This window comes from Providencia huaxiensis (assembly GCF_002843235.3).
Lineage (GTDB): Bacteria > Pseudomonadota > Gammaproteobacteria > Enterobacterales > Enterobacteriaceae > Providencia > Providencia huaxiensis.
Genome location: NZ_CP031123.2, coordinates 3,602,663 through 3,629,547, shown reverse-complemented (window position 1 = coordinate 3,629,547; position 26,885 = coordinate 3,602,663). Strand labels below are relative to the sequence as shown.

The following is a 26,885-nucleotide window of genomic DNA, read 5'->3' as shown; positions in this document are numbered from 1 at the left end:
GAGATAATGCAGCGTTACTTTGTGTCTGAAATAGGGTGTATTTGAATTATTGGATGTATCTGAGAGAAAAATGAGAAAGCTGGAACACTTTAATTTGCTATTAATGCTAATTGCATTGGCAGCGGTCGGCCAAATGACACAAACTATTTATGTTCCTGTCATTGCTGAAATTGCCACTTATTTTAATGAGCCTTCTGGTGCTGTTCAACAAGTGATGGCGGCTTATTTATTTTCTTATGGTTTTTCACAGTTAGTTTATGGGCCGTTATCTGACCGAATTGGTCGCCGACCTGTTATTTTAACGGGTTTAACGATTTTCTTATTTTCAACGATTGTGGCGATTTTTGCGCCAACATTAAATATACTCACTATAGCGAGTGGGTTGCAGGGCCTCGGAACGGGTGTTGCAGGTGTGATGGCAAGAACTATGCCTCGTGATCTGTATAAAGGCACCGCGTTACGTTATGCAAATAGCTTATTAAATATGGGTATATTAGTGAGCCCATTATTAGCCCCAATGTTCGGTGGAATATTGGCGCATTTCTGGGGGTGGCATGCTTGTTATATTTTCCTGTTTATCTTAGGTGCTTCTGTATTATTAAGCATGTATCGTTGGTTACCCGAAACGCGTCCTGTTTCACCTGAAAAACATAAAATGATTGCGTCATATCGGGAATTATTATCAAGCGGTTCATTTCTATCTTATTTATCCATGTTAGTGGGCGCGTTAGCTGGAATAGCCGTATTTGAAGCTAGTAGTGGTGTATTAATGGGCGGTGTTTTAGGGCTCAATAGCATTACTGTGAGTATTTTATTTATATTGCCGATTCCTGCTGCTTTCTTTGGTGCTTGGTATGCGGGGCGAGAAGGAAAAACATTTTATAATTTGATGTGGCACTCCGTTCTTATTTGTCTATTGGCAGGCTTTATGATGTGGATTCCAGGTTGGTTTGGGATTATGAATACTTGGACACTGTTAGTACCGGCCGCGGTATTTTTCTTTGGTGCGGGGATGTTATTTCCCTTAGCAACGACAGGCGCGATGGAGCCTTTTCCTTATTTAGCAGGGGCGGCGGGAGCACTCGTGGGTGGCCTGCAAAATATAGGGTCAGGTGTTGCCACTTGGGTTTCTGCATTATTACCGCAAAACGGGCAGTTTAGCCTTGGGTTACTGATGTTTTTAATGTCGACGCTCATATTATTGTGTTGGTTGCCTTTAGCAAAACGCATGAGTCATTCAGAGCGCATGGTTTAATCGTGAGAAGGCCAGGCTGTAAAACACAGCCTGACTTTCAGATTACGCACTTAGCAGTATATCAGCTTGCTTTTGTTGCGGAATTGATAGCGTTGATGAACAAAGGGAGCTAGGTTCCTTTTCTGGTATTGATGATATTAGCTCCGGCAAAATGACTCCTGAATTAAATACCACTGGTTGGTTGTCATCTAGAAGTTCCGTATTTTCTGCTAATTGTCCCGCTAGATTTTTATGGTTTTGTTGCAGCCAAATCAACTTCGGGGCAACATGGTCTTGCAAGTGCTGGTCAATATGAATGAGTATTCCATCCAGTTTTAATCCTGGGGTGCTGTCTATCGTTCCTTTTATGGTTAATTGATTTTGTTGTATTGCAAAAAACCACTCCTCTACAGGCACTCTTTCTTGAACTCGTCTTTGCTCATCACTGCTCATGAGTGTTACCCAATAGGTATAGTGTCCATTAGATAAGTTTAAATCACTAATATCAATCTGCTGCTCAATATTCATATCTGCGATTAATGGTGTTTCTATCATTTGGTGGTGGATCGTATTTGCCGATAAATAGCCAGTTTTGTAGGTATTAAGGTGATTAAGAGCAATAAAGTTCATTGACGTATCAACTTGCCCATCTTGCCCAAAGGGATCCGATAATGAAAAATATTGTTGGTGTAACCGACCATTTTCAATCCATTTGGCGGATAGGGCACTTTTTGCTGTGATTTTGGCAGTATTGACTTTACCTGTTGAAAAATCAATTAAGCCTTCTTCTGTTGCTGCCCAAAAAATAGGTGCGCCTTGCCAATAATTATCAAGGAGCAAGTGGTCAGGTAATGTTTGGCCATCATATTTTGCAAATATGCGATTCGCTAGTGAGGTCGGGTTTTTATAGTGGTAAATAAGTTGCCCGAGCTCTTTTTTGTAGTTCAATTTATGTATGGTGAATTGAACTAATTCGCCTTTATCTGCAATATTGAAGCTCGTTGCGTGTGGAATTTGTAATACTTCGGTCAATAACCCATTCGGCGTGGCATAAGTCACCGTTAAAGCATTATTATGGTAAATATAAAACGGACGACCTACGCCTGTTTTTAGGTTGTGATAATCAGCGGGTAAATTACCCACGGTACGGTCAACGGTAATCGTACTATAAGGGTGAAGTGTATTGTCCGCCATGTTGGCTGAGTGAATGTGTATCCAATAGATAGGGACATCACGTTGATGAGGAAATTGTTCAATTTGAGTACGGTGATAATATTTTGAATAATTCACTTTTTTTAGCGTAACCCACTGTTTAGAATCTTTATTCCATCGTTGATAAAACCCTTCCCCCGCAAATCCATCATCCTCACTATCGACACCTTTTATTTTATTCGGCTGCCAACGTACTCTTTTACTTAAAAATTGGTGGATTTTTTGGTTGTAGGTATCTGCGTGCGGTAAAAATGCATCGTAGGCATCGCTCCTAAAAGGAGCATAGCTCGAAAACATAGTCGGAATAGCCTGTTGTAGCGGGTCGTGGGGATCGTGATAAGTGACATAATATTGTCTAGATTGGTTATAAGCTGGATTTTTACCGTGGTCATAGGGGCGGTAAGGGTATGTTGGCTGATTATTATGAGCTTGCGAGTCCGTATGTGGCAACCCAAGGCCATGACCAAAAATTTCGTGAAACATCACGTTAGGCTCGTGAACTCCCCCTCCGTGATTGGGTGATGCAAGTCCTAATAGCGAGTTGAACACACTCGAAGGCAGGGTTTCAATGGCAGTATATTGGTAGTCAGAATCAGCATTGTTAGCGGTTTGGTATTGTTGGCTATTATTATAAGCCCAATGGATTTGGGCTTCAGGGTGATAGCTGATTTTTTCAGGGTTATCATAATTGGGATGAATAAACGGCATTGGGTTTTTATTTACCTCTCCGTATGGCGTTAAGCTTGGGTGACTGACTGTGGCGGGAGAGCTATACAGTATGAGTTGCCCAATAGGCAAGACTGACACAGCTTCTCTTCCCCAGCCTAATGGGGAGTCTGAATAAACGCCATGCCCTTGTTGGTATAAGCTGTGGCTATCTACACGAACAATTAAGTGGCTATCAAGCGTGATGTTTGGGGAGAACGCCCCATATTGGTTGGTTTCTTCGGTGATAATGGGTTTGCCATTAACAGTGATAATGATGTTGATATCCGGTTGTATCCATTCACCTTTTAGCGGGGCAGTAAAGCGTTGTTGATGCCAGTTTTGTACGGAGACATTGGGCCGGCGGGGAAGTGCTGTCAATGTTTTGGGTAAATGGTCTGGTCCTGTAAGTTTTATTCGACCTAATATTTTTCTTTCTTTACTACTGATAATCGCCTCAATATCGGGGGATTTTGCCGCGGTTTCACTGGTTATCTCCACATTCAATAATGCCCAGCGATTAGCCGTTAAGCTTATATGCTTATCTGTCATATTCTGCAGATGAGTTTGTGCAAGTTGAATATTATGGATTTGCATATCGCTTGGTGTTGGGTGATAACGCCGTTGAGGTTCATGATAAATCGGGTCTGGAACGGAAAATGTCCGTTTGCCAGGAATACGGAGTTGTGGTGTATTTTCGGTTTGTAACTGAATGGAAATAGGCTGGGATTTTTGCCCATTAGACAGCATGGCGATAAAGTCAAACTGGTCTGAGCGGGTTTTAAATTTTGTGTTATTGGCAATATATTGCCATTCATTGGTGGTGTTGTTTAGTGTTAGTTGCCCAAATTGGGGCTGTTCAAGGATTTTGTAACCCTTAATATGAGGGATATTGGGTAGTTTTCCTGTTATGGCCCCTACAGTTAATTGATTGGGTATTTCATCTGGGTTTTCTGCCACAAAAATAGGGAGAGTTTGAGCGATGGTTTTTTGCTTACGATATCGAGAGATGACTTGTTTTACTTGTTTCAATTGAAACTGGCGAAAAATGATATTTTCCCCAACAAGTTTTAATGTATTCTTTTCATAGCTGATTTTAACCGCAGGCAGTCGGTGCTCTGCCATCATTCTATTGACATCGGTTTCGATTGAATGGGCAATCTTTTGCCAAGATGATGTTTCTGCAATTGGGATATCATGTAAATTTAATATTTTGTTATTATTGGTATCTCTTATGGTTACTGAGAAATATTGACTATTTTTTCGTAATTCATCAGTTAGCTTCAATGAGCTTATTGTATGGGGTGGTAAGATAATAACTTGTTGGAAGTTGTGATTTTCTAAGGTATTGCTGGCTAGCTCAATGTGCTCTACTGGACGAAGTTCATTGATTAACTGTTGAGTAGAAGCTGATGTTTTTTTTTGTTTGTCTTTTACTATCAATAAACTACCACCTGTGAGCTCCAACCAATGGCGAATGAGCTCGATTTGTTTATCATTGGCACTTTCGGGCAAGATTACGATGCTGTAATGGCGGTGCCATTCACCACTTGGTAACAATAAATCAGCGAGCTGGGCCTGTGCTTTGACTTCTCCGTCGATCCATTCATGGGGTGAATTAAAGCTTTCTACAAATATGCCTTGCTTGGCATGGAACGTGAAACCAGAAAATTGGGACTTTGGTAATGTGCTTACAATGTAGCTGTATTTCGTTTCTCCTATAACTCTTGGCTTATTTATAAGCCAGCTGAATAGCTCATGAGCGGATTTGCCTTCTTTTGAAGCTCTAGGGTCAAGGCTTAAGTTTTTTAATAACGGTGAGTTATTATCAATAACTACGACTCTGCCTTTACGTGCGTATAAGCCAATTTTTAATGATTGTTGTTTAATATTGTTATCGTATTGATTTTTAATGGATGAAATGGGTTTGCTTTGTTCTTCGTGTCGGTTTTCCATAACCGTGTCCTTTCTTTATTTCTTAAACTATCAATAGTTAATTTTCCTCTTGCTAGACAACTTTAAATAAATACTTATTGTTCTTCTAATTTATTATTAATCTGATTATTGGTTTTATATTTATTAGCTAATTAGTTTTATGAAAAAGAAAGGCAGCACAGAAGTGCTGCCTCAGATTGCAGTCAAATATATTATGTTTGGCTGCAAATCTAATTATTTTTAATTAAAAACTAACCGCGATCTTCCCATTCCTGAGCACGTGCTACGGCTTTTTTCCACCCTTCGTATTTGAAATTACGTTCTGTAGTCTCAATACCCGGTTTGAATACGCGCTCAATCGTTGCTTTACTTTGTAACTCATCAAGGTTACTCCAAAAACCAACCGCTAAACCAGCAAGATAGGCTGCACCCAATGCGGTACTTTCTCGCACTTCAGGGCGCTCAACAGGGGTGCCTAAAATATCTGACTGGAATTGCATTAAGAAATTATTAGCGACAGCGCCCCCATCAACGCGCAGTGCTTTTAAGCGTTCACCTGAGTCTGCTTGCATGGCATCAAGTACATCACGGGTTTGATAAGCGATAGATTCTAATGTTGCGCGGATAATATGGTTGCGGTTTGCGCCACGGGTTAAGCCAAAGATTGCTCCACGCGCATACGGGTCCCAATAAGGAGCACCTAAACCTGTAAAGGCAGGAACAACATACACGCCGTTACTGTCTTTCACTTTAGTAGCAAAATACTCAGAGTCAGTTGACTCATCAATCAATTTCAATTCATCACGCAACCATTGAATTGAGGCTCCTCCAACAAATACGGCACCTTCAAGGGCATAATTGACTTCGCCTTTTGGGCCGCATGCGATAGTTGTCAGTAGGCCGTGATTTGAGCGTACAGCAGTTTCGCCGGTGTTCAGAAGTAGGAAACAACCAGTGCCATAGGTATTTTTTGCCATTCCTGGTTTGACACACAGCTGACCATAAAGTGCGGCTTGTTGGTCACCTGCCATCCCGGAGATTGGAATACGTGTTCCGCCTTTTCCCCCAATATTGGTTTGCCCGTAGACTTCGGAAGAAGGGCGCACCTCTGGGAGCATCGCACGTGGAATATTCAGTGCTTTGAGGATTTTATCATCCCATTCAAGGTTACGGATATTGAACAACATGGTTCGAGAAGCATTGGTGTAGTCGGTGACATGAACACGCCCTTGCGTCATTTTCCAAACGAGCCAAGTATCGACAGTCCCAAATAGTAATTCACCTTTCTCGGCACGTTCACGGGCACCTTCTACATGATCTAAAATCCATTTTACTTTGGTTCCGGAGAAATAGGGGTCGACAACCAGGCCGGTATTTTGGCGAATATATTCTTCTAAATCGCGGTCATTTTGTTTTAAATGCGTACAAAAATCAGCGGTGCGGCGACATTGCCACACAATCGCATTATAAACGGGCTTACCTGTGGCTTTTTCCCATACGATGGTAGTTTCACGTTGGTTCGTGATCCCAATCCCAGCGACCTCATCTGTACGAATATCTGCTTTCGCAAGGACTTCAACCAATGTTGAACTTTGGGATGCCCATATTTCCATTGGGTCGTGTTCTACCCAGCCTGGTTTAGGGTAAATTTGGGTGAATTCACGTTGTGAAATACTGACAATATTTGCATCATGGTCGAGCACAACAGCGCGTGAGCTGGTTGTGCCTTGGTCGAGTGCAACAATATATTTTTTCGCAATAGTGGTTTCAGTTGTCATAATTTAAGCCTGTTCCGAGGATTTGGTGTTTTTAACGGATAATTTTTCTGTTTTGGTCTCTTCTTCACATACCATGCAAGGCAAGTGGCGACCAATCAGTTTGCGATAGGCGAATGCGCCTAGCAGACCACCAACAATAGGTGCTGTCAATGGGACAAGAAAATACGGAATATCGCGACCACCAGTGAGAGCAATATCACCCCAGCCTGCGAGATAAGCGACAACCTTTGGTCCGAAGTCACGAGCTGGGTTGAGTGCAAATCCAGTGAGTGCGCCAAATGACCCGCCGATGACGGCAATCAAGATACCAATTAATGGTCGAGTATTCAATGAGTTGATAATGGGGTAAACTGAGCTTTTCTGTTGAGGTTTAGTATGGCTACCATTTCAGTAAAATGCCGATTCTGTGGGTTAACCGACCCTGTTAAAAAACATGGCACCGGCAATGGAGGTCATCCCCGTTATCGCTGTCAGGCCTGTTGCCGCACTTTTCAACTCGATTATACCTACAACGCTTGTCAGCCCGGCATCAAAGAGCAAGTGGTTGAGCTTGCCATGAATAATGCGGGTATTCGTGACACCGCTAGGGCATTACATATCAGTATCAATGCCGTCGTCCGCACTTTAAAAAACTCTCGCCACGGAATGTAACAACACTGCCCCTAGATAACCTACAAATTCAGCTCATTTGTGAGGTCGATGAGATGTGGTCATTTATCGGTAACAAAAAAAGTCAGCGTTGGTTGTGGTATGCATGGGAGCCTCGCTTAAAGCGGATTATCGCTCATGTATTTGGTTCCCGAAGCAAGAAAACACTGGGGAAATTGTTAAAACTGCTGTCTGGGTTCCGTATCGCTTTTTGGTGTACGGATGGTTACAGGGCGTACAAAGAGACACTCCCTAGCGAAAAACACATTTTAGGAAAGCTATATACACAGCGAATTGAGCGTGAAAATCTGACGTTGCGTAACCGATTGAAACGACTTAATCGCAAGACGTTAGGGTATTCAAAATCATCCGGCATGCATGACAAGATCATTGGGACTTTCATTGAGCGAGAGTATTACGTTTGAAATGCCATCAACCCTTTGGATACGTGACCCAATTAATAATGGAGCGAGTGGGCCGCGAGGAACACCATTGCCATCATCGGTTAGCGCGAGAATTAAGCAAACTAGAATGGCCGCAATAATGACCTCAATAAAGAATGCATGAGGAACACTAATTTGCGGCGCAGGGTAGGTTGAGAAAACACCCGCAGTAAATAAGCTTTCTTGTGAGCCTCTAATGATATGGTGGACTTGCTCGTAATCGAAAAATACAGGGGAATACATTGAGTAAACTAAGGCGGCAGCAAAGAAACCACCTAACATCTGTGCGATGATATAAGGGACAACTTTGCGTTTATCAAAACACGCAAATAGCCATAGTGCGAGAGTAACCGCTGGGTTTAAGTGAGCACCGGAGGTACCTGCTGTTAGGTAAACGGCTAAAGCAACGCCAAAGCCCCAGATAATACTAATTTCCCATAAGCCTAGTTGTGCACCCGCTATTCTAACGGCAGCAACGCAGCCTAAACCAAAAAATACCAGTAGCGCAGTCCCTAAAAACTCTGAGATGCACTGACCTGTGAGTGATGTAGTCGTCATTTGGCTCATATGTTTCTATCCTACGAAAATGAAAAATATTGTAATGTTTTTTTAAGTTAAGATTTTCTAATCGAAAATCATTAACTGTGAGTTTATCGTTAAAGAACATAAACGAGAAATATCGAAATTGAAAAATGTGTGTTACATCACTAAAGCGAAACAAAACAATCAAAAATAGTGATGAATTCGACCTTTGTGATGTGATCTGACCAGTGTTTTTTTATGAAGGTAACTACGATTCAGAAGGAAGGAACTGGACACAGAGGATCATGCTACTTACAATCGTGTAAAAGCTGATAAGGGAGACCATAATTATGTCATTTGAAGTATTTGAAAAACTAGAATCCAAAGTCCAACAAGCGATTGATACAATCACACTGTTACAAATGGAAATCGATGAATTAAAAGATAAAAATGGTGCATTAAGCCAAGAGTTGGAAACAGCAAAGTCAGGTACGGATTCACTGGTGCGTGAAAATGAACAATTAAAACAAGAGCAGCAAGCTTGGCAAGAGCGTTTACGGACTCTGCTAGGTAAGATGGAAGAAGTGTAATTTCTCGTCATACTTCGCGTTGTAGGGGTGTTGGCTTCGTCTCTTCGCCCTAGTCACATACTTATGTATGCTCCTAGGGTCTTATCGACTTTGCCGCCTACCTACAACACGAATTATTTAGAGAAATGTTTGTTATATCTCACGTTGTGGGGTGGCTCAGTTTCTTCACCCTAGTCACAGACGTTATATGCTTCTAGGGCCTTATTGACTTTGCCGCCTACCTACAACACGAATTATTTAGAGAAATGTTTGTTATATCTCACGTTGTGGGGTGGCTCAGTTTCTTCACCCTAGTCACAGACTTACGTATGCTCCTAGGGTCTTATCGACTTTGCCACCTACCTACAACACGAATTATTTAGAGAAATGTTTGTTATGCCTCACATTGTAGGGCGCTGGCTTCGTCTCTTCGCCCTAGTCACAGACTTATGTATGCTCCTAGGGTCTTATCGACTTTGCCACCTACCTACAACACGAATTATTTAGAGAAATGTTTGTTATATCTCACGCTGTAGGGTTTAGAGAAACTTTCGGCATACCTCGCGTTGTAGCGTATAAAAATAAGGGCTGCAATAATTTGCTGCCCTTATTTATAGAATTTTTAACGGATTATGCGTCGATATTGTCATCTTCGATAAAATCGTCGGTCCCAGACGGGATTAATGGCTCTTCAGAAAGAATAATGCCAGTGTTATCGGCATAAAGGTAGTCACCAGAGAAGAAGGTGACGCCGCCGAAATTAACGCGGATATCACTTTCACCGATGCCTTCATCTGGGCAGCCTGCAGGCATCGCCGCAATAGCTTGAATACCGAGATCAAGCTCCATTAGTGCATCTACCTGACGGACGGCACCATAAACCACAATGCCTTCCCAGTGGTTATCAACGGCGAGTCTGGCAATTTCAGCATCAATGAGTGCCTTACGGACAGAGCCGCCACCATCAACCAGGAGAATACGCCCAGTGCCGTCTTCTTCCAGCAAATCATACAGTAGGCCATTATCTTCAAAGCACTTAACCGTAATGATTTGACCGCCAAATGAAGTACGTCCACCAAAGTTGGAGAAAAGGGGTTCTACCACATTAACGCTTTCTTGGTAAATATCGCAGAGTTCGGAAGTATCATATTTCATAGGAGTTAGGTCTTTTTTGCTGCAAGAGGTAGCCAGTATATCCCTTTTCAACAGTACTTGGCAAAGTTACCCGCCTAAAAATAGGCGGAAAAAGTCAAAAAAACGACAAATAGTGACTGTTATTTACTCATCACAACGCCAATGGAGAATAAAACGTTGGTTACGAGTGCGGCTTTCACCATATTTTCGAGTAAAGGACGCATGCCTTCTGGGGTAGGGTCACTCAGAACGCGGCGTAAATGGTTCATCAGCATCGGTACGGCTAATAAAAATAACCAACCACTCCACCCGTGCAAGTAAATTAGGTTAAAAAATGCCAAACATAAAATTGCCGCAACAATAATAATGGTGTGATAAATCCGAGCTCCTTGGGGGCCTAAACGTACCGCTAAGGTATTTTTACCTGCTTTAATATCATTTTCGATATCACGCATATTATTGATATTCAGTACTGCGACAGAGAGCAACCCACAAGCAGTTGCGGGTAGAATAGTGATGATATTAAAACTATTAGCTTGTAAATAATAAGTCCCAATAACACTTAGCCAGCCAAAGAAAATTAAGACAGAAATATCCCCTAACCCTAGGTACCCATAGGGTTTTTTGCCGACGGTATAGGTAATTGCAGCAACGATAGCAATAAGGCCTAGTGCAACGAAACCAATGGCATCCTCTGGCTTTTCGCACGCAACAATAATTAACAGTAAGCCAGAAAGGCAGGCTGCCGTAATATTTAGTTTGAGCGCCTTTTTCATGTCCGCTTGCGTGATAACACCTTTTTGCATACCACGTAATGGACCAATACGTTCTGCGGTATCAGAGCCTTTGACTGCGTCACCATAGTCATTCGCAAGGTTAGATAAAATCTGTAATAAACCCGCGGTGATAAGTGCTAATAAAGCGACGGGCCATTTAAAATTATTAGTTAAATAAGCGAGTGCAGAGCCTGTCACAATCGCAATCACCCCTAATGGTAGGGTTTTAGGGCGGAGACTTTCAATCCAAGCTTGTTTACGACTTATTGTTGTGGATGTCGACTGCATGCAGTTACCTATAATTCAAACTCTTTAGAGATGTGTTCTTAATAATTTAATAACCCATCATATAGAGAGATACCTGAGTATTTTCAATGTAATGGGCAGAATATTTCATAGAAAAAAGTGCAGCGATAAAAGCTGCACTTTAGTCGATGTATATTAAGGATACATGAAAACCAGATAATTAATAAGATTATAAAATAAATCTACTCAGGTCTTCATCCGCCACCAGCTCATCTAAGTGCTGTTTGACATAATCTGCATCGATTTGGATAGTTTGCCCGTTACGGTCACTGGCATCGAAAGAAATATCTTCCATTAAACGCTCAAGCACGGTGTGCAAGCGACGAGCACCAATGTTTTCGGTTGACTCATTGACTTGCCATGCGGATTCCGCAATTTTACGGATACCGTCAGTCGTGAATTCAATATTTACGCCTTCTGTTGCCATCAGCGCTTTATACTGTTCAGTTAATGAGGCATTTGGTTCAGTCAAAATACGCACAAAATCTTCAGTTGTCAGCGCTTGTAATTCAACACGAATTGGTAAGCGGCCTTGGAGTTCAGGGATCAAGTCTGATGGGCTCGAAACTTGGAACGCACCTGAAGCGATAAACAGGATATGGTCGGTTTTGACCATGCCGTGTTTAGTCGAAATGGTACAGCCTTCGATTAATGGCAGTAAATCGCGTTGAACCCCTTCTCGAGAGACATCTGGCCCTGAGCTTTGGCCGCCACGTTTACAAATTTTGTCGAATTCATCGATGAAGACAATACCATTTTGTTCAACTGCTTCAATGGCTTGTTCTTTTAACTCTTCAGGGTTGACTAATTTAGCTGCTTCTTCTTCAACTAGCAGTTTGAATGCCTCTTTGATTTTCATCTTACGTGGCTTCTGCTTTTGGCCTGCTAAGTTTTGGAACATGGATTGTAACTGGTTCGTCATCTCTTCCATGCCCGGAGGTGCCATAATTTCAACACCCATAGGGGATGCAGCGACTTCAATTTCAATTTCTTTATCGTCTAATTGGCCTTCACGTAATTTTTTACGGAATGCTTGGCGAGCTGGGGAATGCTCATCCGTTGGTTCAGACTGCCCCCAGTTATTTTTTGCGGGTGGAATAAGAACGTCTAAAATACGTTCTTCAGCCATTTCTTCGGCGCGATAGCGGTTTTTTTCAATAGACTGTAAACGCACCATTTTAACGGCGGAGTCAGTTAAATCACGAATAATCGAGTCAACTTCTTTTCCGACATAACCGACTTCAGTAAATTTAGTCGCTTCGACTTTGATAAATGGCGCATTGGCTAATTTCGCCAGGCGGCGAGCAATTTCAGTTTTACCCACCCCTGTTGGCCCAATCATCAAAATATTTTTTGGTGTGACTTCGTGACGTAACACTTCATTTAACTGCATACGGCGCCAGCGGTTACGCAGAGCAATCGCAACAGAACGTTTGGCTTTATTTTGGCCAATAATATGATTGTCGAGTTCGCTGACAATTTCGCGTGGAGTCATTTCGGACATACTAGCAATCCTTATGATTTTGAAGAAATTTCTTCAAAGTTGACATTATGGTTGGTGTAAATACAGATATCACCTGCAATAGCGAGCGCTTTTTCAGCGATTTCTTTGGCGCTTAAGTCTGTATTTTCTAACAAAGCACGCGCGGCTGACTGAGCATAGGGACCACCGGAGCCAATAGCAATTAAGTCATTTTCCGGTTGAACCACATCACCATTACCCGTAATGATCAGTGAAGTGTGTTCATCGGCGACAGCTAACAAGGCTTCTAACTTGCGAAGCATGCGGTCGGTACGCCAATCTTTAGCGAGTTCAACGGCCGCTTTTGTTAAATGGCCTTGGTGCAGTTCGAGTTTGCGCTCAAACAGTTCAAATAATGTGAATGCGTCTGCGGTGCCACCGGCAAATCCGGCAATGACTTTGTCGTTGTATAAACGGCGAACTTTGCGGACATTGCCTTTCATGACGGTATTACCCATCGTCGCCTGTCCATCACCACCAATTACGACCTGGCCATTACGGCGAACACTTACGATTGTTGTCATGAGTTAGCCCCTGGTTTATTACAAAAAAAGAATGCGGTTGTATGTGATTTTCAAAAGAGTAAATTCAAGTGATAGTTGTCTAATTAACTATCACTTGAACTAGGTTGAAGCCACAAAGTACCGCTCATGAGTACATTAAAACAGTACATGGGGGGGGAGGAGGAATTTTTCAACCCCCAGAAGCACGAAGAATACAACCGGAAACACCTGCACCTGCTGCGCGGTCACGCATTTTTTCGGCGGTGGACTTGGAATAAGGCCCTAAAACGATACGGTGCCAACCTCCACCTGCGCTTACGCGGCTTTCAATACCTGAAAATGCCAAAGTAGCTTGCACAGACTCGGCTTGTTCTGCTGTACGGAATGAACCGCATTGAACAACCATATTTTGTAAACTGTTTGTCGGTTTAGTGCTTGGTGCCGTTTGTGGTTGAGCTGCGGGCGCGGTTGGTTGAGCCTCAAGTTTTGGCGGGATATTGGCCACCGGTTTACGTTGTACTGGCTCGATAGGTTGAGCCGGCTCATTGATGAGCACTTGGGAGCGCGGTACGGGTTTACCGTTTGCAGGGATTTCTTGCAAGTTAGTGACAGGCTGGCGTCTGTCAGAATCAATTTGCTCTAATAGCTGGCGCTGTTCAGGTGTTAAATCTGATGGGCGCACAATATTATTGCCAGTACTCGGTTGTTGAATATTTGGCATATCCACACCACGACGTTCGAGCTCTTTAATATAGCGCCAACGTTCTTCAGGCTTTGGTGGAAGCGTACTTCCCGGTGTTGTTGGTGTGACAACTTGGGGGGGCGGTGTGTCCTTTTTATTTTGAGTGATATAAAACAGGCCGCCAACAAATAGCACGACAATTGCCACAGCAACAACCAATGTTGTCATTGGGAGTCCTTGTGCTTTCTTTGATTTACCTTTGCTTTTTTTACGGGCGGATGAGCGCCCCCGAGCTACATAATCTTTTTGTGCCACGCTATTAATTCACTAGTTATCAATTGTTCGTCATCATTTGGCTTAACATGTTACTTAACCCGAGCAACTTTGACTAGCTTTTAGGCGCTTTTGTGCTCTCTCTGATGATTAAATCAGAATCTAGGAGACGTGAACCCGGGTTTACATTGTGTCCATGGATTTGCTCAAGCAGTAATTGCATCGCATGATGACCAATTTCAGCACGAGGTTGATTAATGGTTGTTAGGGCTGGCAAGGTATATTTTGATTGCTCTAAGTTATCAAAACCAACAAAAGAAAGGTCATCAGGGAGCTTCAAGCCCATTTTTTTCGCTTGCCACATCGCGCCAATAGCCATGATATCACTGTGACAAAAGATAGCCGTAGGTGGTTCAGGAAGTGACATCAATGTTTTCACAGCTTCAGCCCCACCTTCATGGGTAAAATCGCCACGGATAATATAATTTTCACGCAGTTTTTCGCCTGTGCGCAACATGGCTTTTTTATACCCTTCTAAACGGTATTGACTTAAAGGCATATGGTTAGGGCCTGCAATACAAGCAATCAGTTTATGGCCTTGTTTTTGCAGGTAATGTGTCGCATTAAACGCGGCAGTGAGGTTATCGATATGCACAGTCGGTAGTTTTAGCTCAGGCGCAAATTCATTCGCCATCACTATCGGAGGAAGGTTTTTCTGCTCTTCCGTTGAGATATCGAACGGAATATTGGAGCCCAGTAAGACCATGCCATCAATTTGTTTGGTAATAATAAGATTAATAAAAGCATTTTCTTGTTTTTCTTGGTGTTTACAGTCTCCAATCAAAACAAAATAGCCTTCTTGAGCAGCGATTTCTTCAATCCCACAGACGACATCACTAAAGAACGGATCGCGGATATTGGGAACAAGTACAAGAATGGTTTTTGATTCATTGCGCTTATAGCTTCTAGCAAGGTTATGAGGATAATAACCAACATCCATCACCGCTTGTTCGACTTTTTGGCGTGTTTGCAAAGAAACTTTTTCCGGGTTCATGAGTGTTCTTGACACCGTCGCTGTCGAAACGCCCGCGGCACTGGCAACATCTTTCATTGTTGCCGTGTGATTGTGTTTTTTACTTTCCACAACGCCTTCCTTAGATTGATTTAATCGTTTGCTTTTTTTGAATAGCGCAAGTACGTCATTATTAGTGGTTATTCTAATTGGTTTCTCAATAATATCTGTTACCTAGTTTGCATAAAAAGTGTGACTTGCGTCATTTTTTAGAGCTGCTTCGCAAATTTTGAAAATAATTCTAAGGGTAAAAAGATAAATGAAGCTCAACGTGTATAAAAAATATCCAATTTGGTTGTTTAGCATTATAGGGTAAATAATTCAAAGTTATCAATATGCTGCAAAGACAATATTGGTATCGCCTATAAAGTTAAATGGTTAGATAAAATGAATCCTTTAGCATTGTTCATGCGTTAACAATCAGTTGGGTCCACATCAATATTCCATTTTACTTTGCGACTTTCTGGGTGTTGAAGAATTTCTGGCAACAGTTTCGCCATAAACTGCTGTAAATAAAGTCGCGAAGGGTGTTGCAATAGCAATTGCCAGCGGAATCGGCCGCCACGTTTAGCTTGAATCGACGGTGAGGGGCCTAAAATCCACATTTTTTCATCGCTTTGTGGGTGTTGAGTTATATATTGCCGTACATTTTGCAGAAATTGACGCGAGTCCTGGTTATTGTGATCTTCTGAACGGATCAATATATGGCTGGTGTAAGGCGGTAGCATGGCGATTCGGCGCTCTTCCATCGCTTCTTGGGTAAATGCGTTGTAACCCTCTTCAAGTAGTGTGAGCAGCAGCGGGTGTTCGGGATGGTGAGTCTGTAAGAACACTTCACCTTGTTTACCGGCTCGGCCTGCTCGGCCAGAAACTTGCACGTATAATTGAGCAAACCGTTCGGCTGCACGAAAGTCACTTGAGAATAAAGCCCCGTCAACATCTAATAAGGCGACTAAGGTGACATCAGGGAAATGGTGGCCCTTGGCTAACATCTGTGTGCCTATTAGAATTCTAGCTCCTCCCTCATGTACTTGATTTAAATGTTGTTCCAGTTCCCCTTTACGGCTTGTGGTATCACGGTCAATACGGGTAACAGGGGTGTCAGGGAATAGTTCACAAATACCTTCCTCAAGTTGTTCAGTTCCCATTCCAACAGGCACTAAATGCGTTGAACCACATTGTGGGCATTGGTGAGGAACTGGACGTTGGCTATCACAATGGTGGCAGCGTAATTGATGGAAATTTTGATGTAAGGTGTAATAGTGGTCACAGCGCTGGCACTCAGCAATCCAGCCGCATTCATGGCAAATTAATGCTGGCGAATAACCACGACGATTTAAAAACAAAATCACCTGATTGTTTTGTGCAAGATGTTCTTTAATATGTTGAATTAATAAGTGAGAAAGGCCAAATTTTAGCAGTTGGCCTTTTAAGTCAATAAGATGTTGAGTCGCAGGGCGTGCATTACCGGCACGAATAGTGAGATTTAATTGCCGATACTTATGTTGTTGTACATTAAATAAGGTTTCTAACGATGGCGTTGCAGTGCCCATCACAATGGGGATATTGTTCTTTTTCGCACGGAAAACGGCTAAATCACGTGCATGATAACGCCAACCATCTTGTTGTTTGTATGAGCTGTCATGCTCTTCATCAATAATAATAATGCCAAGGCGGGCAAAAGGCGTGAACAGTGCTGAGCGAGTGCCAATAATAATGGCGTTTTGCCCTTGCTTCGTGCGTAGCCATACGGCTAAACGTTCGCTATCGTTCAGCCCAGAGTGCAACACATCAACAGGCGCATTGAAGCGCTCACGAAAACGGCTAATAGTTTGTGGGGTCAAACCAATTTCAGGCACCAGTACTAAAGCTTGTTTACCTTGAGAAAGGACATTCTCCAGAACACTCAAATAGACTTCAGTCTTACCAGACCCTGTTATCCCAGCGAGCAACCATGGTGAAAATTGGTCATCTTCAGCACGTATAGCACCGACAGCGGTAGCTTGCTCGCTATTAAGCCGCAACCTTTCACCACAAACTGTAAAGTTTGGTTGCCACTTTTCGCTCGTCGGTTGAACGGGATGTAACTCAATATAAGCTTTCTTTTTCAGTGCTTGCAGAGCACTTTCACTGATTTCAAGCTCATTCACTTGATGGCGATAAACGGTTCTACGACGTAAAAGTGCGAGGACCTGCTGCTGTTTTGGGGAGCGTTTGAGCTCATTAAGGTCAACGGCTAAGCCTTCATCTGTCACTTGCCATTGCCAAATCGGGGTAAATTCAGCGGGTTTACCTTGGCGCAACAATGTGGGTAATGCGTGGAATAGTACTTCGCCAATTGGGTAGTGGTAGTATTGGGAAGACCACAGTAAGAGCTGCCAAATATCATCAGGGAAGAGTGTTTGATGGTCGAGAACCAGTTCGATAGCTTTTAATTTATCTTCAGCAAACTCGCTTTTATCGCTGTGTTTTACCACAATACCTAGGGCTTGGCGCTTGCCAAACGGCACCATAACACGGCTGCCAATCACTGGCAGTGGCATGTTATCAGGAAGGCGATAATCAAATGTGCGGTTTAATGGGACAGGTAAAGCCACCTGAACGACGATCATATCTGGGTTTCCGTCTATTTTTTATGCGATAATGCGAGCGATTGTTGACTAGAGTACCACAAAATTTACTCAGTTTTCATTGCGTGATAAACAGAATTTCTGTATGATCCGCCGCCTTTGGTATTTATTTTTACCAATATATTAAATTCAATCAACACGACGTGTGGTGTCCGGCGTTAGGGCTGGAATGGCGACACGGCCTTAATAGAGGTTCTCCCATGAAAAAAGGTATTCACCCTAAATACGAAGAAGTTACTGCAACTTGTTCTTGCGGTAATGTAATGAAAATTAATTCAACTGCTGGTCACTCGCTGAACCTGGACGTTTGTGGTAACTGCCACCCGTTCTATACTGGTAAACAGCGTGATGTTGCGACTGGTGGTCGTGTTGATCGCTTCAACCAACGTTTCAGCATCCCAGGTTCTAAAAAATAATCGAACTTGTGAAATGCGAAAAAAAGGGAAACTGAGTTTCCCTTTTTTAATGCCCAAAATAAGCGTTTTTATGTCTAAATGAAGAAATTAGAAACGATAAAGCACACCAAACATGATGTCATTACTGCGTACTTTGACTTTAGACTTGAGCGTCTCGCCATCGTCGTTATAACTGACGTCAGATTTGCCCGCATCTAAGAAGCGATAGCTTAAATCTAATGAAAGGTTATCATTCACAGCATATTGTGAACCTAAACCTAAGCTCCAAGCAAAGTTGCTTTTTGTTTTAGATTTAGAAAATGAATCATAGCCATAGTACATAGAATGATGGCTTTTTTCTTCGTATGAATAAGTCGATTTATGTTTAATACTTGCTAAACCTAATCCAACGGATACGTAAGGGGTGAAATTGGTTTCGTTTTTGAAGTCATAATAAGCATTAACCATAAAGGTATTTAATGTGATATCGTTTTTGCTGTCATCTGAAGCGGTAAAGAAACTATTATTTTCATAGAAAATATTATGTTTAGATGAGGCTTTACCACGCAGCGTAATATCTAATTCGGTACGTAAAGGTAAAGAAGTTGTATCGTACAGGTCATAACCAAGAGCAATACCCCCACCAAATACACCTTTTGTTTTACTACCACCACTAACACTACCATCTTCATCAGACCATTTTTGGTCCGATAGTTTTATGATAGATGTACCTAATTTACCAGAAACATAAAAACTGCTGCCAGATGCCATAGCCACGCTAGATACAAGGCTGAGTAGGGAAACTGCAATTATTTTTTTCATTATTTATTACCATTCATGTAGTTAATTAAATATCAGCATCTATTATAGGTCTAAATAAATAATCTACTTAAGGTAAATTTTTGATTTTTTGATAAACAGAATAAGCGGCCATTTTTCATAGTAAAAGAGTGATTTTTTAGTATGAAATATAAGGAAATATTATGAGTTGGTGGGTTGTGTTACCTGTTCTTACAACTGTGGAGTTAATTTATTCATATTTCGGGTTATGGAGCCGAAATATAACAACATTTACGAATGGATTGGCAAGAATTCAAAGCAACATTGAATAAAACATAAGGAAAGACACTACGTCGCAAGGCTTGCGACGTAGTTAAAACTTTGAGGTACGTAATGACGACTAATTGGGATTAATATTCCCACGTTTCAGGGTCGATACCTAATTCGCGCATAATTTCTTTTGCGGCTTCAGGGATCTCGTCATTACGTTCTTTACGCAAGTCTTCATCATTTGGCAGTGGTTGGCCTGTGAATGCATGCAAAAATGCTTCACACAGTAATTCACTGTTAGTGGCATGACGTAAGTTATTGATCTGACGGCGAGTACGCTCATCAGTTAAAATTTTTAGTACCTTCAAAGGAATCGATACTGTAATTTTCTTTACTTGCTCACTCTTTTTGCCATGTTCAGCATACGGACTGACATACTCACCATTCCATTCAGCCATGGGTTACCTTGGATATTTTCAGTAATAATTAAAAATAATATGCATATTCTTTTTAATAGGAACTTATTCTAAGCTCTAAATCGAGAATATCTGCATATATGTTCGATGAGGATTCACTTATTTTAACACAAAATACTGTCTAAAATTAACGAGTTAAACCCACTTATGCGATTGACTATCAATTTACACATAATTATTAAGGCTGATTATTCCATTACTTGATATAAACGTAAAGAGGTTTAGACGTCTAGATATGTTGACGTCTAAACATCCGATGGGTATGATTTGGCCTATCACTGTTCAGGAGAAGCGTTTATGACTTACAAACCGTCAACCATCGCAATTCATAATGGATTAAACGATGACCAACAATTTGGTTGTGTTGTGCCTCCCATTTATTTGTCCAGCACCTATAACTTCACTGATTTTAATGAGCCCCGCGCACATGACTACTCACGCCGTGGAAACCCAGGTCGGGATATTGTGCAAAAAACATTGGCACAACTTGAGGGGGGAAGCGGCGCAGTAATGACCAACAGTGGGATGTCAGCGCTTCATTTACTCTGTACTGTTTTTTTACAGCCCGGTGATCTATTAGTTGCACCTCATGATTGTTATGGCGGAAGTTATCGGTTATTTAATAGCCAAAGTCAGCGTGGGGCTTACCAAGTGCAATTTGTTGATCAAAGTGATGAATCTGCATTACGAGCTGCGCTCGCTAAAAAACCTAAATTAGTCTTAATTGAAACACCCAGTAACCCATTATTAAGAATTTTTGATATACAGCATATTGCTCAATTAGCGCATGATGTTGGTGCGTTAGTGGTTGTCGACAATACATTTTTAAGCCCTATCCTCCAGCAACCACTGTCATTAGGGGCTGACTTTGTTGTGCATTCATGTACAAAATACCTTAATGGTCATTCAGATATTGTGGCTGGTGTAGTGATTACCAAAGAGGAAAAATGGGCAATAGAATTAGCGTGGTGGGCGAATAATATAGGTGTCACTGGGGGCGCTTTTGATAGCTACTTATTATTAAGAGGCATCCGAACTCTATCCCCACGTGTGTTACAGCAACAGCAAAATGCACAAGAGATCGTAAAATATCTTAAATCGCAGCCTTTAGTGAAAAAATTGTATTATCCTGCATTGGAAGATCATCCTGGGCACGAAATAGCGCTGAAACAACAAAAAGGTTTTGGCGCCATGTTGAGTTTTGAATTTGCAGGTGATGAGTCACAACTTCGCCATTTTCTTCGCTCACTTAGCCTGTTTACATTGGCGGAGTCATTGGGTGGAGTGGAAACATTGATTTCCCATACTGCGACAATGACGCATGCAGGTATGTCAGCAGAAGCTCGTGCGCAAGCAGGGATTACAGATAGCTTGCTAAGAATTTCAGTGGGAATTGAAGATCCTCAGGATTTAATCACAGACTTAGATCACGCATTTCAGGTTGCGGCACAACGTTAGCGGAGTTTTTTGATGAGTGTACTAACAGCGGTTGAGGTGGCTCCTTGTCACCGTCAGTTACATAAGTTTGGGGGCAGTAGTTTAGCCGATGCGAAGTGCTATCAACGCGTTGCAACAATTATGGCAAACTATAGTCAACCCGGTGATTTAATGGTGGTTTCTGCCGCGGGTAGTACAACCAATCAGTTGATTAACTGGTTGAAATTAAGCCAAAGTGACCGTATTTCGGCTCATCAAGCTCAACAGTCGTTACGCCGCTATCAACTTGATTTAATTGAATCTCTTTTACCGGAACAAAAAGCCGTAGAATTAAGCCAATTATTTATTCGCGATTTAGAGCGTTTAAGCGCGTTGTTGGATAAACCGACAAATGATGCGACTTATGCAGAAGTGGTAGGGCACGGTGAAATTTGGTCCGCACGCCTTATGGCTGAGGTGCTTGCTCTGGCGGGTATGACGAGTGCTTGGTTAGATGCGCGTTTATTTTTACGCGCTGAGCGAGCGGCACAACCGCAGGTCGATGAAACACAATCGCGTTATTTATTGCAACAACAGTTAACTCAGTTACCGAACCGACGTATTGTCGTGACAGGCTTTATTTCGCGTAATCAGCAAGGTGAGACGGTACTGCTTGGGCGTAATGGGAGTGACTATTCTGCAACACAAGTCGGTGCGTTAGCAGATGTGGGAAAAGTAACGATTTGGAGTGATGTCGCTGGGGTGTATAGCGCGGACCCACGCAAAGTGAAAGATGCCTGTTTATTGCCCTTATTGCGCCTAGATGAAGCCAGTGAATTGGCGCGCTTAGCGGCTCCTGTTTTACATACACGCACTTTACAACCCGTTTCCGTGAGCAATATTGATTTGCAATTAAGGTGTAGCTACCAACCGGAGCAGGGCTCAACAAAAATTGAACGGGTACTCGCGTCAGGAGCAGGGGCAAAAATCGTGACTAGCCATGATGATGTGTGCTTAATTGAATTGCGTATCGCTGCCGGCCGTGATTTTAAACAAATCTGCAAAGATGTGGATTTATTACTTAAGCGTGCTCAATTGCGTCCTTTGGCGCGTGGTATTCATCATGACCGTTCTTTGCTGCAATTATGTTATACCTCTGAAATTGTCGAAAGTGCCTTAAATACCCTTGAAGAAGCCGGGTTACCGGGATCATTATCATTACGTGAAGGTTTTTCTTTGGTTGCGTTAGTCGGTGCAGGTGTGTGTAAAAAGCCATTACATAGCCACCGTTTTTATGAGGAATTAAAAGGGCAGCCTGTTGAATTTATTTGGCATTCAGAGGATGCCATCAGTTTAGTCGCTGTTTTGCGTTCTAACCAAACCGAGCACTTAATTCAAGGGATGCACCAGAGCTTATTCCGTGCAGAAAAACGCATTGGATTAGTGCTATTTGGTAAAGGGAACATTGGTGCGCGTTGGTTAGAGCTTTTTGCTGCGGAGCAACACAAAATTTCGGCACGTAGTGACTTTGATTTTGTCTTAGCCGGTGTGGTAGATAGCCGCCGTAGCTTACTGAATTACCAAGGGATTGACCCAAGCCGTGCGCTGGCTTTCTTTGATGACGAAGCCGTAGAGCATGAGGACGATAGCCTATTTTTATGGATGCGTTCCCATCCTTATGATGATTTAGTGGTATTAGATGTCACCGCAAGTGAGACACTGGCAGATAACTATGTGGATTTTGCGAGTTATGGTTTTCATGTGATCAGTGCAAATAAAATTGCGGGGGCAGCGCAAACGGCACAATATCGTCAAATTCGCGATGCGTTTTCGAAAACAGGTCGTCACTGGCTATACAACGCAACAGTAGGAGCAGGGTTACCGATTAACTATACGGTACGGGACTTAAAAGAAAGTGGTGATTCGATTCTGGCTATCAGTGGTATTTTTTCCGGAACACTATCATGGCTATTTTTACAGTTTGACGGTTCTATCCCATTTAGTGAGCTAGTAGAGCAAGCGTGGCAACAAGGGTTAACTGAACCAGATCCTCGTATTGACCTATCAGGGCAAGATGTCATGCGAAAATTAATTATTTTAGCCCGTGAAGCGGGTTATGACATTGAACCCGATGATGTGAGAGTGGAATCTTTAGTACCGAAACAGGCTCAGACGGGTTCACTCGATGAGTTCTTTGAAAATAGCGCCATTATTAATGAGCAGATGCAGCAACGTTTAGAAGCGGCGCAAGAACTTGGGTTAGTGCTACGTTATGTAGCGCGGTTTGATGCAGTAAAAGGCAAAGCAAAAGTCGGTGTGGAAGCCGTGAAACCGGAACACCCTCTAGCCTCATTATTACCGGGTGACAATGTGTTTGCTATCGAGAGCCGTTGGTATCGAGACAACCCATTAGTGATCCGAGGCCCAGGAGCAGGGCGCGATGTGACCGCTGGCGCTATTCAGTCGGATCTAAACCGGCTCTCTCAACTTTTATAATCATTTTTCAGGTGTATTGGTGTTCTTGGTAGTATTGAGAGCGCCGATGCATTATGAATATTTTTAATTTACCCCTTCATTTTCTGTTTTTTATTCTGATGATTTAATTCTTAAACATTATTCATGTCTTAAAAGTGCTGAATCGACGATATATTGCGCTGAAACAATACTTAAATAAGAAAAATTAATAAAAATAAGGCTGTAATTAAATTTCAGAAAAATCCCCCAAAGTCATTTTTTTCTGATATGAATATACACTGAAGGGTAAATTTAGCGGCCTGCATCACAAAACGACAACTCTAACGCAGCCGACTGAAATTTTGTTACAGGAAACTGGGTGCAGTCTGTTAACCGTGAATCGTGCGGGAAAGCATTCTGCCAGAAGCACAAGGTCAGGAGTCTCATGAATCAGCAATATTCCGCAATGCGCAGTAATGTCAGTATGCTGGGTAAGCTACTCGGCGATACCATCAAGGAAGCCTTAGGTGAGGACATACTCGACAAAGTTGAGTCCATTCGTAAGCTTTCCAAATCTTCTCGTGCAGGTAATGAAGTTCAGCGCCAAAAATTGCTGATGACATTACAAAATCTTTCTAATGATGAATTGCTACCCGTTGCAAGGGCATTTAACCAATTCTTAAACCTGACAAACGTTGCTGAGCAATATCACAGCATTTCGCCTCACGGTGAAGCGGCAAGTAACCCAGTGGCATTGAAAAATCTGTTTAGCCGATTAAAAGGCAAAAACTTCACTGATGGTGATATCCAAAAAGCGGTTGAACAGCTTTCAATTGAGCTGGTTTTAACGGCTCACCCAACGGAAATTGCTCGCCGTACATTGATCCACAAATTGGTTGAGGTAAACAACTGCTTATCACAACTCGACCATGATGATATTGCAGATTATGAACGTAATAATATCATGCGCCGCTTACGCCAATTAGTGGCACAATCATGGCATACCGATGAAATTCGTAAAATTCGACCAACGCCCATTGATGAAGCAAAATGGGGATTTGCCGTTGTTGAAAATTCATTGTGGGAAGGGGTTCCCGCTTTCTTACGTGAATTTAATGAACAGTTGGAAGACTCAATCGGCGCGGTGTTACCCGTTGAAGCAAACCCAATCCGCTTTACTTCATGGATGGGGGGGGACCGAGACGGTAACCCGAACGTGACTGCGGATGTGACTCGTCAGGTACTATTACTGAGTCGCTGGAAAGCGGCAGATTTATTTCTCAAAGATATTCAAGTGTTGGTATCAGAGCTTTCAATGACAGAAGCAACCCCAGAGCTGCGTGCGCTAGCAGGGGGAGATGATGTTGATGAGCCTTATCGCCAAATTGCGAAAAATTTACGTAGCCAATTATTCTCGACATTAGAGTATTTAGAGCGCCGTGTTAAAGGCGAGCAAGTTTTACCACCGGCAGACTTATTGGTAGATAACGCCCAATTATGGGACCCGCTATATGCATGTTATCAATCATTAATTGCCTGCAATATGAAAATCATTGCGAATGGGCAATTGCTTGACACATTGCGCCGTATTCGTAGCTTTGGTTTGCAATTGGTACGTATTGATGTGCGCCAAGAAAGCACTCGTCACACTGAAGCCATTGCAGAGCTAACTCAGTATTTAGGACTGGGTGATTACTCGCAGTGGTCAGAAGAGGAAAAACAACAATTTTTGCTGGCAGAGCTACAATCGTTACGCCCACTGATCCCTCAAGACTGGCAGCCAAGTGCAGAAACACAGGAAGTATTTGAAACTTGCCGTGTGATTGCGAAAGCCAAAAATGATTCTATCGCAGCTTACGTTATTTCAATGGCGAAAGTTCCGTCAGACGTGTTGGCGGTTAAATTGTTGCTGAAAGAGAATGGCGCGTCAGTTCGCTTACCCGTCGCGCCATTATTCGAAACACTGGAAGATTTAAATAATGCTGAAAGTGTGATGACAAAGCTTTTAAGCATTGAATGGTATCGCGACCTTATCGATGATCGCCAAATGGTGATGATTGGTTACTCGGACTCAGCAAAAGACGCAGGGGTAATGGCGGCTTCATGGGCGCAGTATCGCGCACAAGATGCATTGATTAAGTTGTGCGAAAAAGAAGGCGTGACATTGACGCTATTCCACGGACGTGGCGGCACAATTGGTCGTGGTGGTGCGCCAGCACATTCGGCATTATTATCTCAGCCCCCGGGAAGTCTAAAAGGCGGTTTGCGTGTGACTGAGCAAGGGGAAATGATCCGTTTCAAGTTTGGTTTACCACAAGTGACCATCAGTAGCTTGGCGTTATACGCCAGTGCAATATTAGAAGCGAACCTATTACCACCACCAGAGCCTAAAAATGAGTGGAAGTCGGTGATGGATTCGTTATCTGATGTTTCTTGCGCGATGTACCGTGATTATGTACGTGAACAACCGGATTTTGTCCCTTATTTCCGTGCTGCGACGCCAGAATTAGAGCTTGGCAAGTTACCGCTTGGGTCACGTCCTGCTAAACGTCGTCCAACGGGGGGCGTTGAAACCTTGCGTGCTATTCCATGGATTTTTGCATGGACACAAAACCGCTTAATGTTACCCGCATGGTTAGGGGCAGGAGCAGCGTTAAAACATGTCATTGAGAAAGAAGGCAAACAAGCCATTCTTGATGAAATGTGGCAGCAGTGGCCATTCTTTAATACGCGTATTGCGATGTTAGAAATGGTTTATGCAAAAGCGGACTTATGGCTGGCGGAATATTACGATCACCGCTTGGTAGAAGAGCGCTTATGGCCATTGGGGCAAAAATTGCGTGACCAGTTGTCTGAGGATATTAAAAGCGTATTGGCGGTTTCGAAAGACGAAGCGCTAATGGCGGATTTACCTTGGATAGCGGAATCTATCGCATTACGTAATGTTTATACTGACCCATTAAACGTCTTACAAGCAGAGCTTTTACACCGTTCCCGCCAACAAGAGCATTCAGACCCTCGTGTTGAACAAGCACTGATGGTGACGATAGCCGGCGTGGCAGCAGGAATGCGTAATACGGGTTAGTTTTCTTCATTTGAAAGTAATTAAATAATTTAAGGGCTGCCATTTGGCAGCCCTTATCATTTTAC

18 protein-coding genes and 2 pseudogenes are annotated in these 26,885 nt (G+C 42.6%); 7 read left to right on the top strand and 13 right to left on the bottom strand.

Translation table 11 applies throughout. The features are described 5' to 3' along the window. The first annotated feature begins 70 nt into the window (after positions 1-70). On the top strand, positions 71-1,255 hold the full coding sequence (emrD, locus tag CYG50_RS18490; protein ID WP_102140628.1) for a multidrug efflux MFS transporter EmrD: 1,185 nt from the start codon (positions 71-73) through the stop codon (positions 1,253-1,255). Between the two features lie 42 nt (positions 1,256-1,297). Here emrD and CYG50_RS18485 read toward each other — a convergent pair whose 3' ends face one another. The 3 genes and pseudogenes from CYG50_RS18485 to CYG50_RS18475 form a co-directional block, all read right to left on the bottom strand. After that, positions 1,298-5,107, bottom strand: a complete 3,810-nt coding sequence (locus CYG50_RS18485; protein ID WP_102140629.1) for a zinc metalloprotease — start codon at positions 5,105-5,107, stop codon at positions 1,298-1,300. 230 nt (positions 5,108-5,337) lie between these two features. Beyond that, positions 5,338-6,864 (bottom strand): glycerol kinase GlpK, encoded by a 1,527-nt coding sequence (glpK, locus tag CYG50_RS18480; protein ID WP_102140630.1) that lies wholly within the window; start codon positions 6,862-6,864, stop codon positions 5,338-5,340. Between the two features lie 3 nt (positions 6,865-6,867). Further along, positions 6,868-7,179 (bottom strand): annotated as a pseudogene (locus tag CYG50_RS18475) (aquaporin); the annotation flags it as partial. 60 nt (positions 7,180-7,239) lie between these two features. Between CYG50_RS18475 and CYG50_RS18470 the strand changes: the two are divergent. After that, positions 7,240-7,937 (top strand): IS1 family transposase gene (locus CYG50_RS18470; protein ID WP_102140845.1). Its coding sequence is split into 2 segments (ribosomal slippage): positions 7,240-7,489 and positions 7,489-7,937, totalling 699 coding nucleotides; the frame shifts between segments, so codons are not numbered across the junction. Between the two features lie 3 nt (positions 7,938-7,940). Here the strand turns inward: CYG50_RS18470 and CYG50_RS18465 are convergent. Next, a pseudogene (locus CYG50_RS18465) lies at positions 7,941-8,522 on the bottom strand (MIP/aquaporin family protein); the annotation flags it as partial. Between the two features lie 305 nt (positions 8,523-8,827). On the opposite strand from CYG50_RS18465, the gene zapB reads away from it, so the two are divergent. Continuing rightward, positions 8,828-9,067, top strand: a complete 240-nt coding sequence (gene zapB, locus CYG50_RS18460; RefSeq protein WP_004265299.1) for a cell division protein ZapB — start codon at positions 8,828-8,830, stop codon at positions 9,065-9,067. Between the two features lie 609 nt (positions 9,068-9,676). On the opposite strand, the gene rraA is transcribed toward zapB, so the two are convergent. The 7 genes from rraA to priA form a co-directional block, all read right to left on the bottom strand. After that, on the bottom strand, positions 9,677-10,201 hold the full coding sequence (gene rraA, locus CYG50_RS18455; protein ID WP_102140417.1) for a ribonuclease E activity regulator RraA: 525 nt from the start codon (positions 10,199-10,201) through the stop codon (positions 9,677-9,679). Positions 10,202-10,320: 119 nt separating this feature from the next. Next, a complete protein-coding gene (locus tag CYG50_RS18450; RefSeq protein WP_102140416.1) occupies positions 10,321-11,244 on the bottom strand; it encodes a 1,4-dihydroxy-2-naphthoate polyprenyltransferase in 924 nt (307 codons plus the stop codon). Positions 11,245-11,431: 187 nt separating this feature from the next. Then, entirely contained in the window at positions 11,432-12,766 is a 1,335-nt protein-coding gene (gene hslU / locus CYG50_RS18445) for an ATP-dependent protease ATPase subunit HslU (protein ID WP_102140415.1), read from the bottom strand. An 11-nt stretch (positions 12,767-12,777) separates the two neighbouring features. After that, a complete protein-coding gene (hslV, locus tag CYG50_RS18440) occupies positions 12,778-13,308 on the bottom strand; it encodes an ATP-dependent protease subunit HslV (protein WP_004265304.1) in 531 nt (176 codons plus the stop codon). Positions 13,309-13,477: 169 nt separating this feature from the next. Next, entirely contained in the window at positions 13,478-14,284 is an 807-nt protein-coding gene (gene ftsN, locus CYG50_RS18435; protein WP_102140414.1) for a cell division protein FtsN, read from the bottom strand. 73 nt (positions 14,285-14,357) lie between these two features. Further along, entirely contained in the window at positions 14,358-15,386 is a 1,029-nt protein-coding gene (cytR, locus tag CYG50_RS18430; protein ID WP_102140413.1) for a DNA-binding transcriptional regulator CytR, read from the bottom strand. A gap of 341 nt (positions 15,387-15,727) precedes the next feature. Further along, the gene (gene priA / locus CYG50_RS18425; protein ID WP_102140412.1) at positions 15,728-17,926 is read right to left on the bottom strand and encodes a primosomal protein N'; all 2,199 of its coding nucleotides are present in this window, start codon (positions 17,924-17,926) and stop codon (positions 15,728-15,730) included. A gap of 218 nt (positions 17,927-18,144) precedes the next feature. Here priA and rpmE point away from each other — a divergent pair, with 218 nt between their 5' ends. After that, positions 18,145-18,360, top strand: coding sequence for a 50S ribosomal protein L31 (gene rpmE / locus CYG50_RS18420; protein ID WP_004265313.1), 216 nt, complete (start codon positions 18,145-18,147; stop codon positions 18,358-18,360). 87 nt (positions 18,361-18,447) lie between these two features. On the opposite strand, the gene CYG50_RS18415 is transcribed toward rpmE, so the two are convergent. Both CYG50_RS18415 and metJ read right to left on the bottom strand, forming a co-directional pair. Next, positions 18,448-19,161, bottom strand: coding sequence for an outer membrane protein (locus CYG50_RS18415; RefSeq protein ID WP_102140411.1), 714 nt, complete (start codon positions 19,159-19,161; stop codon positions 18,448-18,450). A gap of 368 nt (positions 19,162-19,529) precedes the next feature. Continuing rightward, positions 19,530-19,847, bottom strand: coding sequence for a met regulon transcriptional regulator MetJ (gene metJ, locus CYG50_RS18410; RefSeq protein ID WP_004265315.1), 318 nt, complete (start codon positions 19,845-19,847; stop codon positions 19,530-19,532). A 315-nt stretch (positions 19,848-20,162) separates the two neighbouring features. Here metJ and metB point away from each other — a divergent pair, with 315 nt between their 5' ends. From metB to ppc, 3 genes are all read left to right on the top strand, one after another. Then, a complete protein-coding gene (metB, locus tag CYG50_RS18405) occupies positions 20,163-21,323 on the top strand; it encodes a cystathionine gamma-synthase (RefSeq protein WP_102140410.1) in 1,161 nt (386 codons plus the stop codon). Positions 21,324-21,335: 12 nt separating this feature from the next. Continuing rightward, positions 21,336-23,777: a bifunctional aspartate kinase/homoserine dehydrogenase II gene (locus tag CYG50_RS18400; protein WP_102140409.1), complete on the top strand. Its 2,442-nt coding sequence runs from the start codon at positions 21,336-21,338 to the stop codon at positions 23,775-23,777. 403 nt (positions 23,778-24,180) lie between these two features. Continuing rightward, positions 24,181-26,820: a phosphoenolpyruvate carboxylase gene (ppc, locus tag CYG50_RS18390; protein ID WP_102140408.1), complete on the top strand. Its 2,640-nt coding sequence runs from the start codon at positions 24,181-24,183 to the stop codon at positions 26,818-26,820. Positions 26,821-26,885 lie beyond the last annotated feature (65 nt).

Bases quoted from the DNA above. Each gene is read 5' to 3' on its own strand.
- emrD (WP_102140628.1), top strand. From the start codon at position 71: ATGAGAAAGCTGGAACACTTTAATTTGCTATTAATGCTAATTGCATTG.
- CYG50_RS18485 (WP_102140629.1), bottom strand. From the start codon at position 5,107: ATGGAAAACCGACACGAAGAACAAAGCAAACCCATTTCATCCATTAAA.
- glpK (WP_102140630.1), bottom strand. From the start codon at position 6,864: ATGACAACTGAAACCACTATTGCGAAAAAATATATTGTTGCACTCGAC.
- zapB (WP_004265299.1), top strand. From the start codon at position 8,828: ATGTCATTTGAAGTATTTGAAAAACTAGAATCCAAAGTCCAACAAGCG.
- rraA (WP_102140417.1), bottom strand. From the start codon at position 10,201: ATGAAATATGATACTTCCGAACTCTGCGATATTTACCAAGAAAGCGTT.
- CYG50_RS18450 (WP_102140416.1), bottom strand. From the start codon at position 11,244: ATGCAGTCGACATCCACAACAATAAGTCGTAAACAAGCTTGGATTGAA.
- hslU (WP_102140415.1), bottom strand. From the start codon at position 12,766: ATGTCCGAAATGACTCCACGCGAAATTGTCAGCGAACTCGACAATCAT.
- hslV (WP_004265304.1), bottom strand. From the start codon at position 13,308: ATGACAACAATCGTAAGTGTTCGCCGTAATGGCCAGGTCGTAATTGGT.
- priA (WP_102140412.1), bottom strand. From the start codon at position 17,926: ATGATCGTCGTTCAGGTGGCTTTACCTGTCCCATTAAACCGCACATTT.
- rpmE (WP_004265313.1), top strand. From the start codon at position 18,145: ATGAAAAAAGGTATTCACCCTAAATACGAAGAAGTTACTGCAACTTGT.
- CYG50_RS18415 (WP_102140411.1), bottom strand. From the start codon at position 19,161: ATGAAAAAAATAATTGCAGTTTCCCTACTCAGCCTTGTATCTAGCGTG.
- metJ (WP_004265315.1), bottom strand. From the start codon at position 19,847: ATGGCTGAATGGAATGGTGAGTATGTCAGTCCGTATGCTGAACATGGC.
- metB (WP_102140410.1), top strand. From the start codon at position 20,163: ATGACTTACAAACCGTCAACCATCGCAATTCATAATGGATTAAACGAT.
- CYG50_RS18400 (WP_102140409.1), top strand. From the start codon at position 21,336: ATGAGTGTACTAACAGCGGTTGAGGTGGCTCCTTGTCACCGTCAGTTA.
- ppc (WP_102140408.1), top strand. From the start codon at position 24,181: ATGAATCAGCAATATTCCGCAATGCGCAGTAATGTCAGTATGCTGGGT.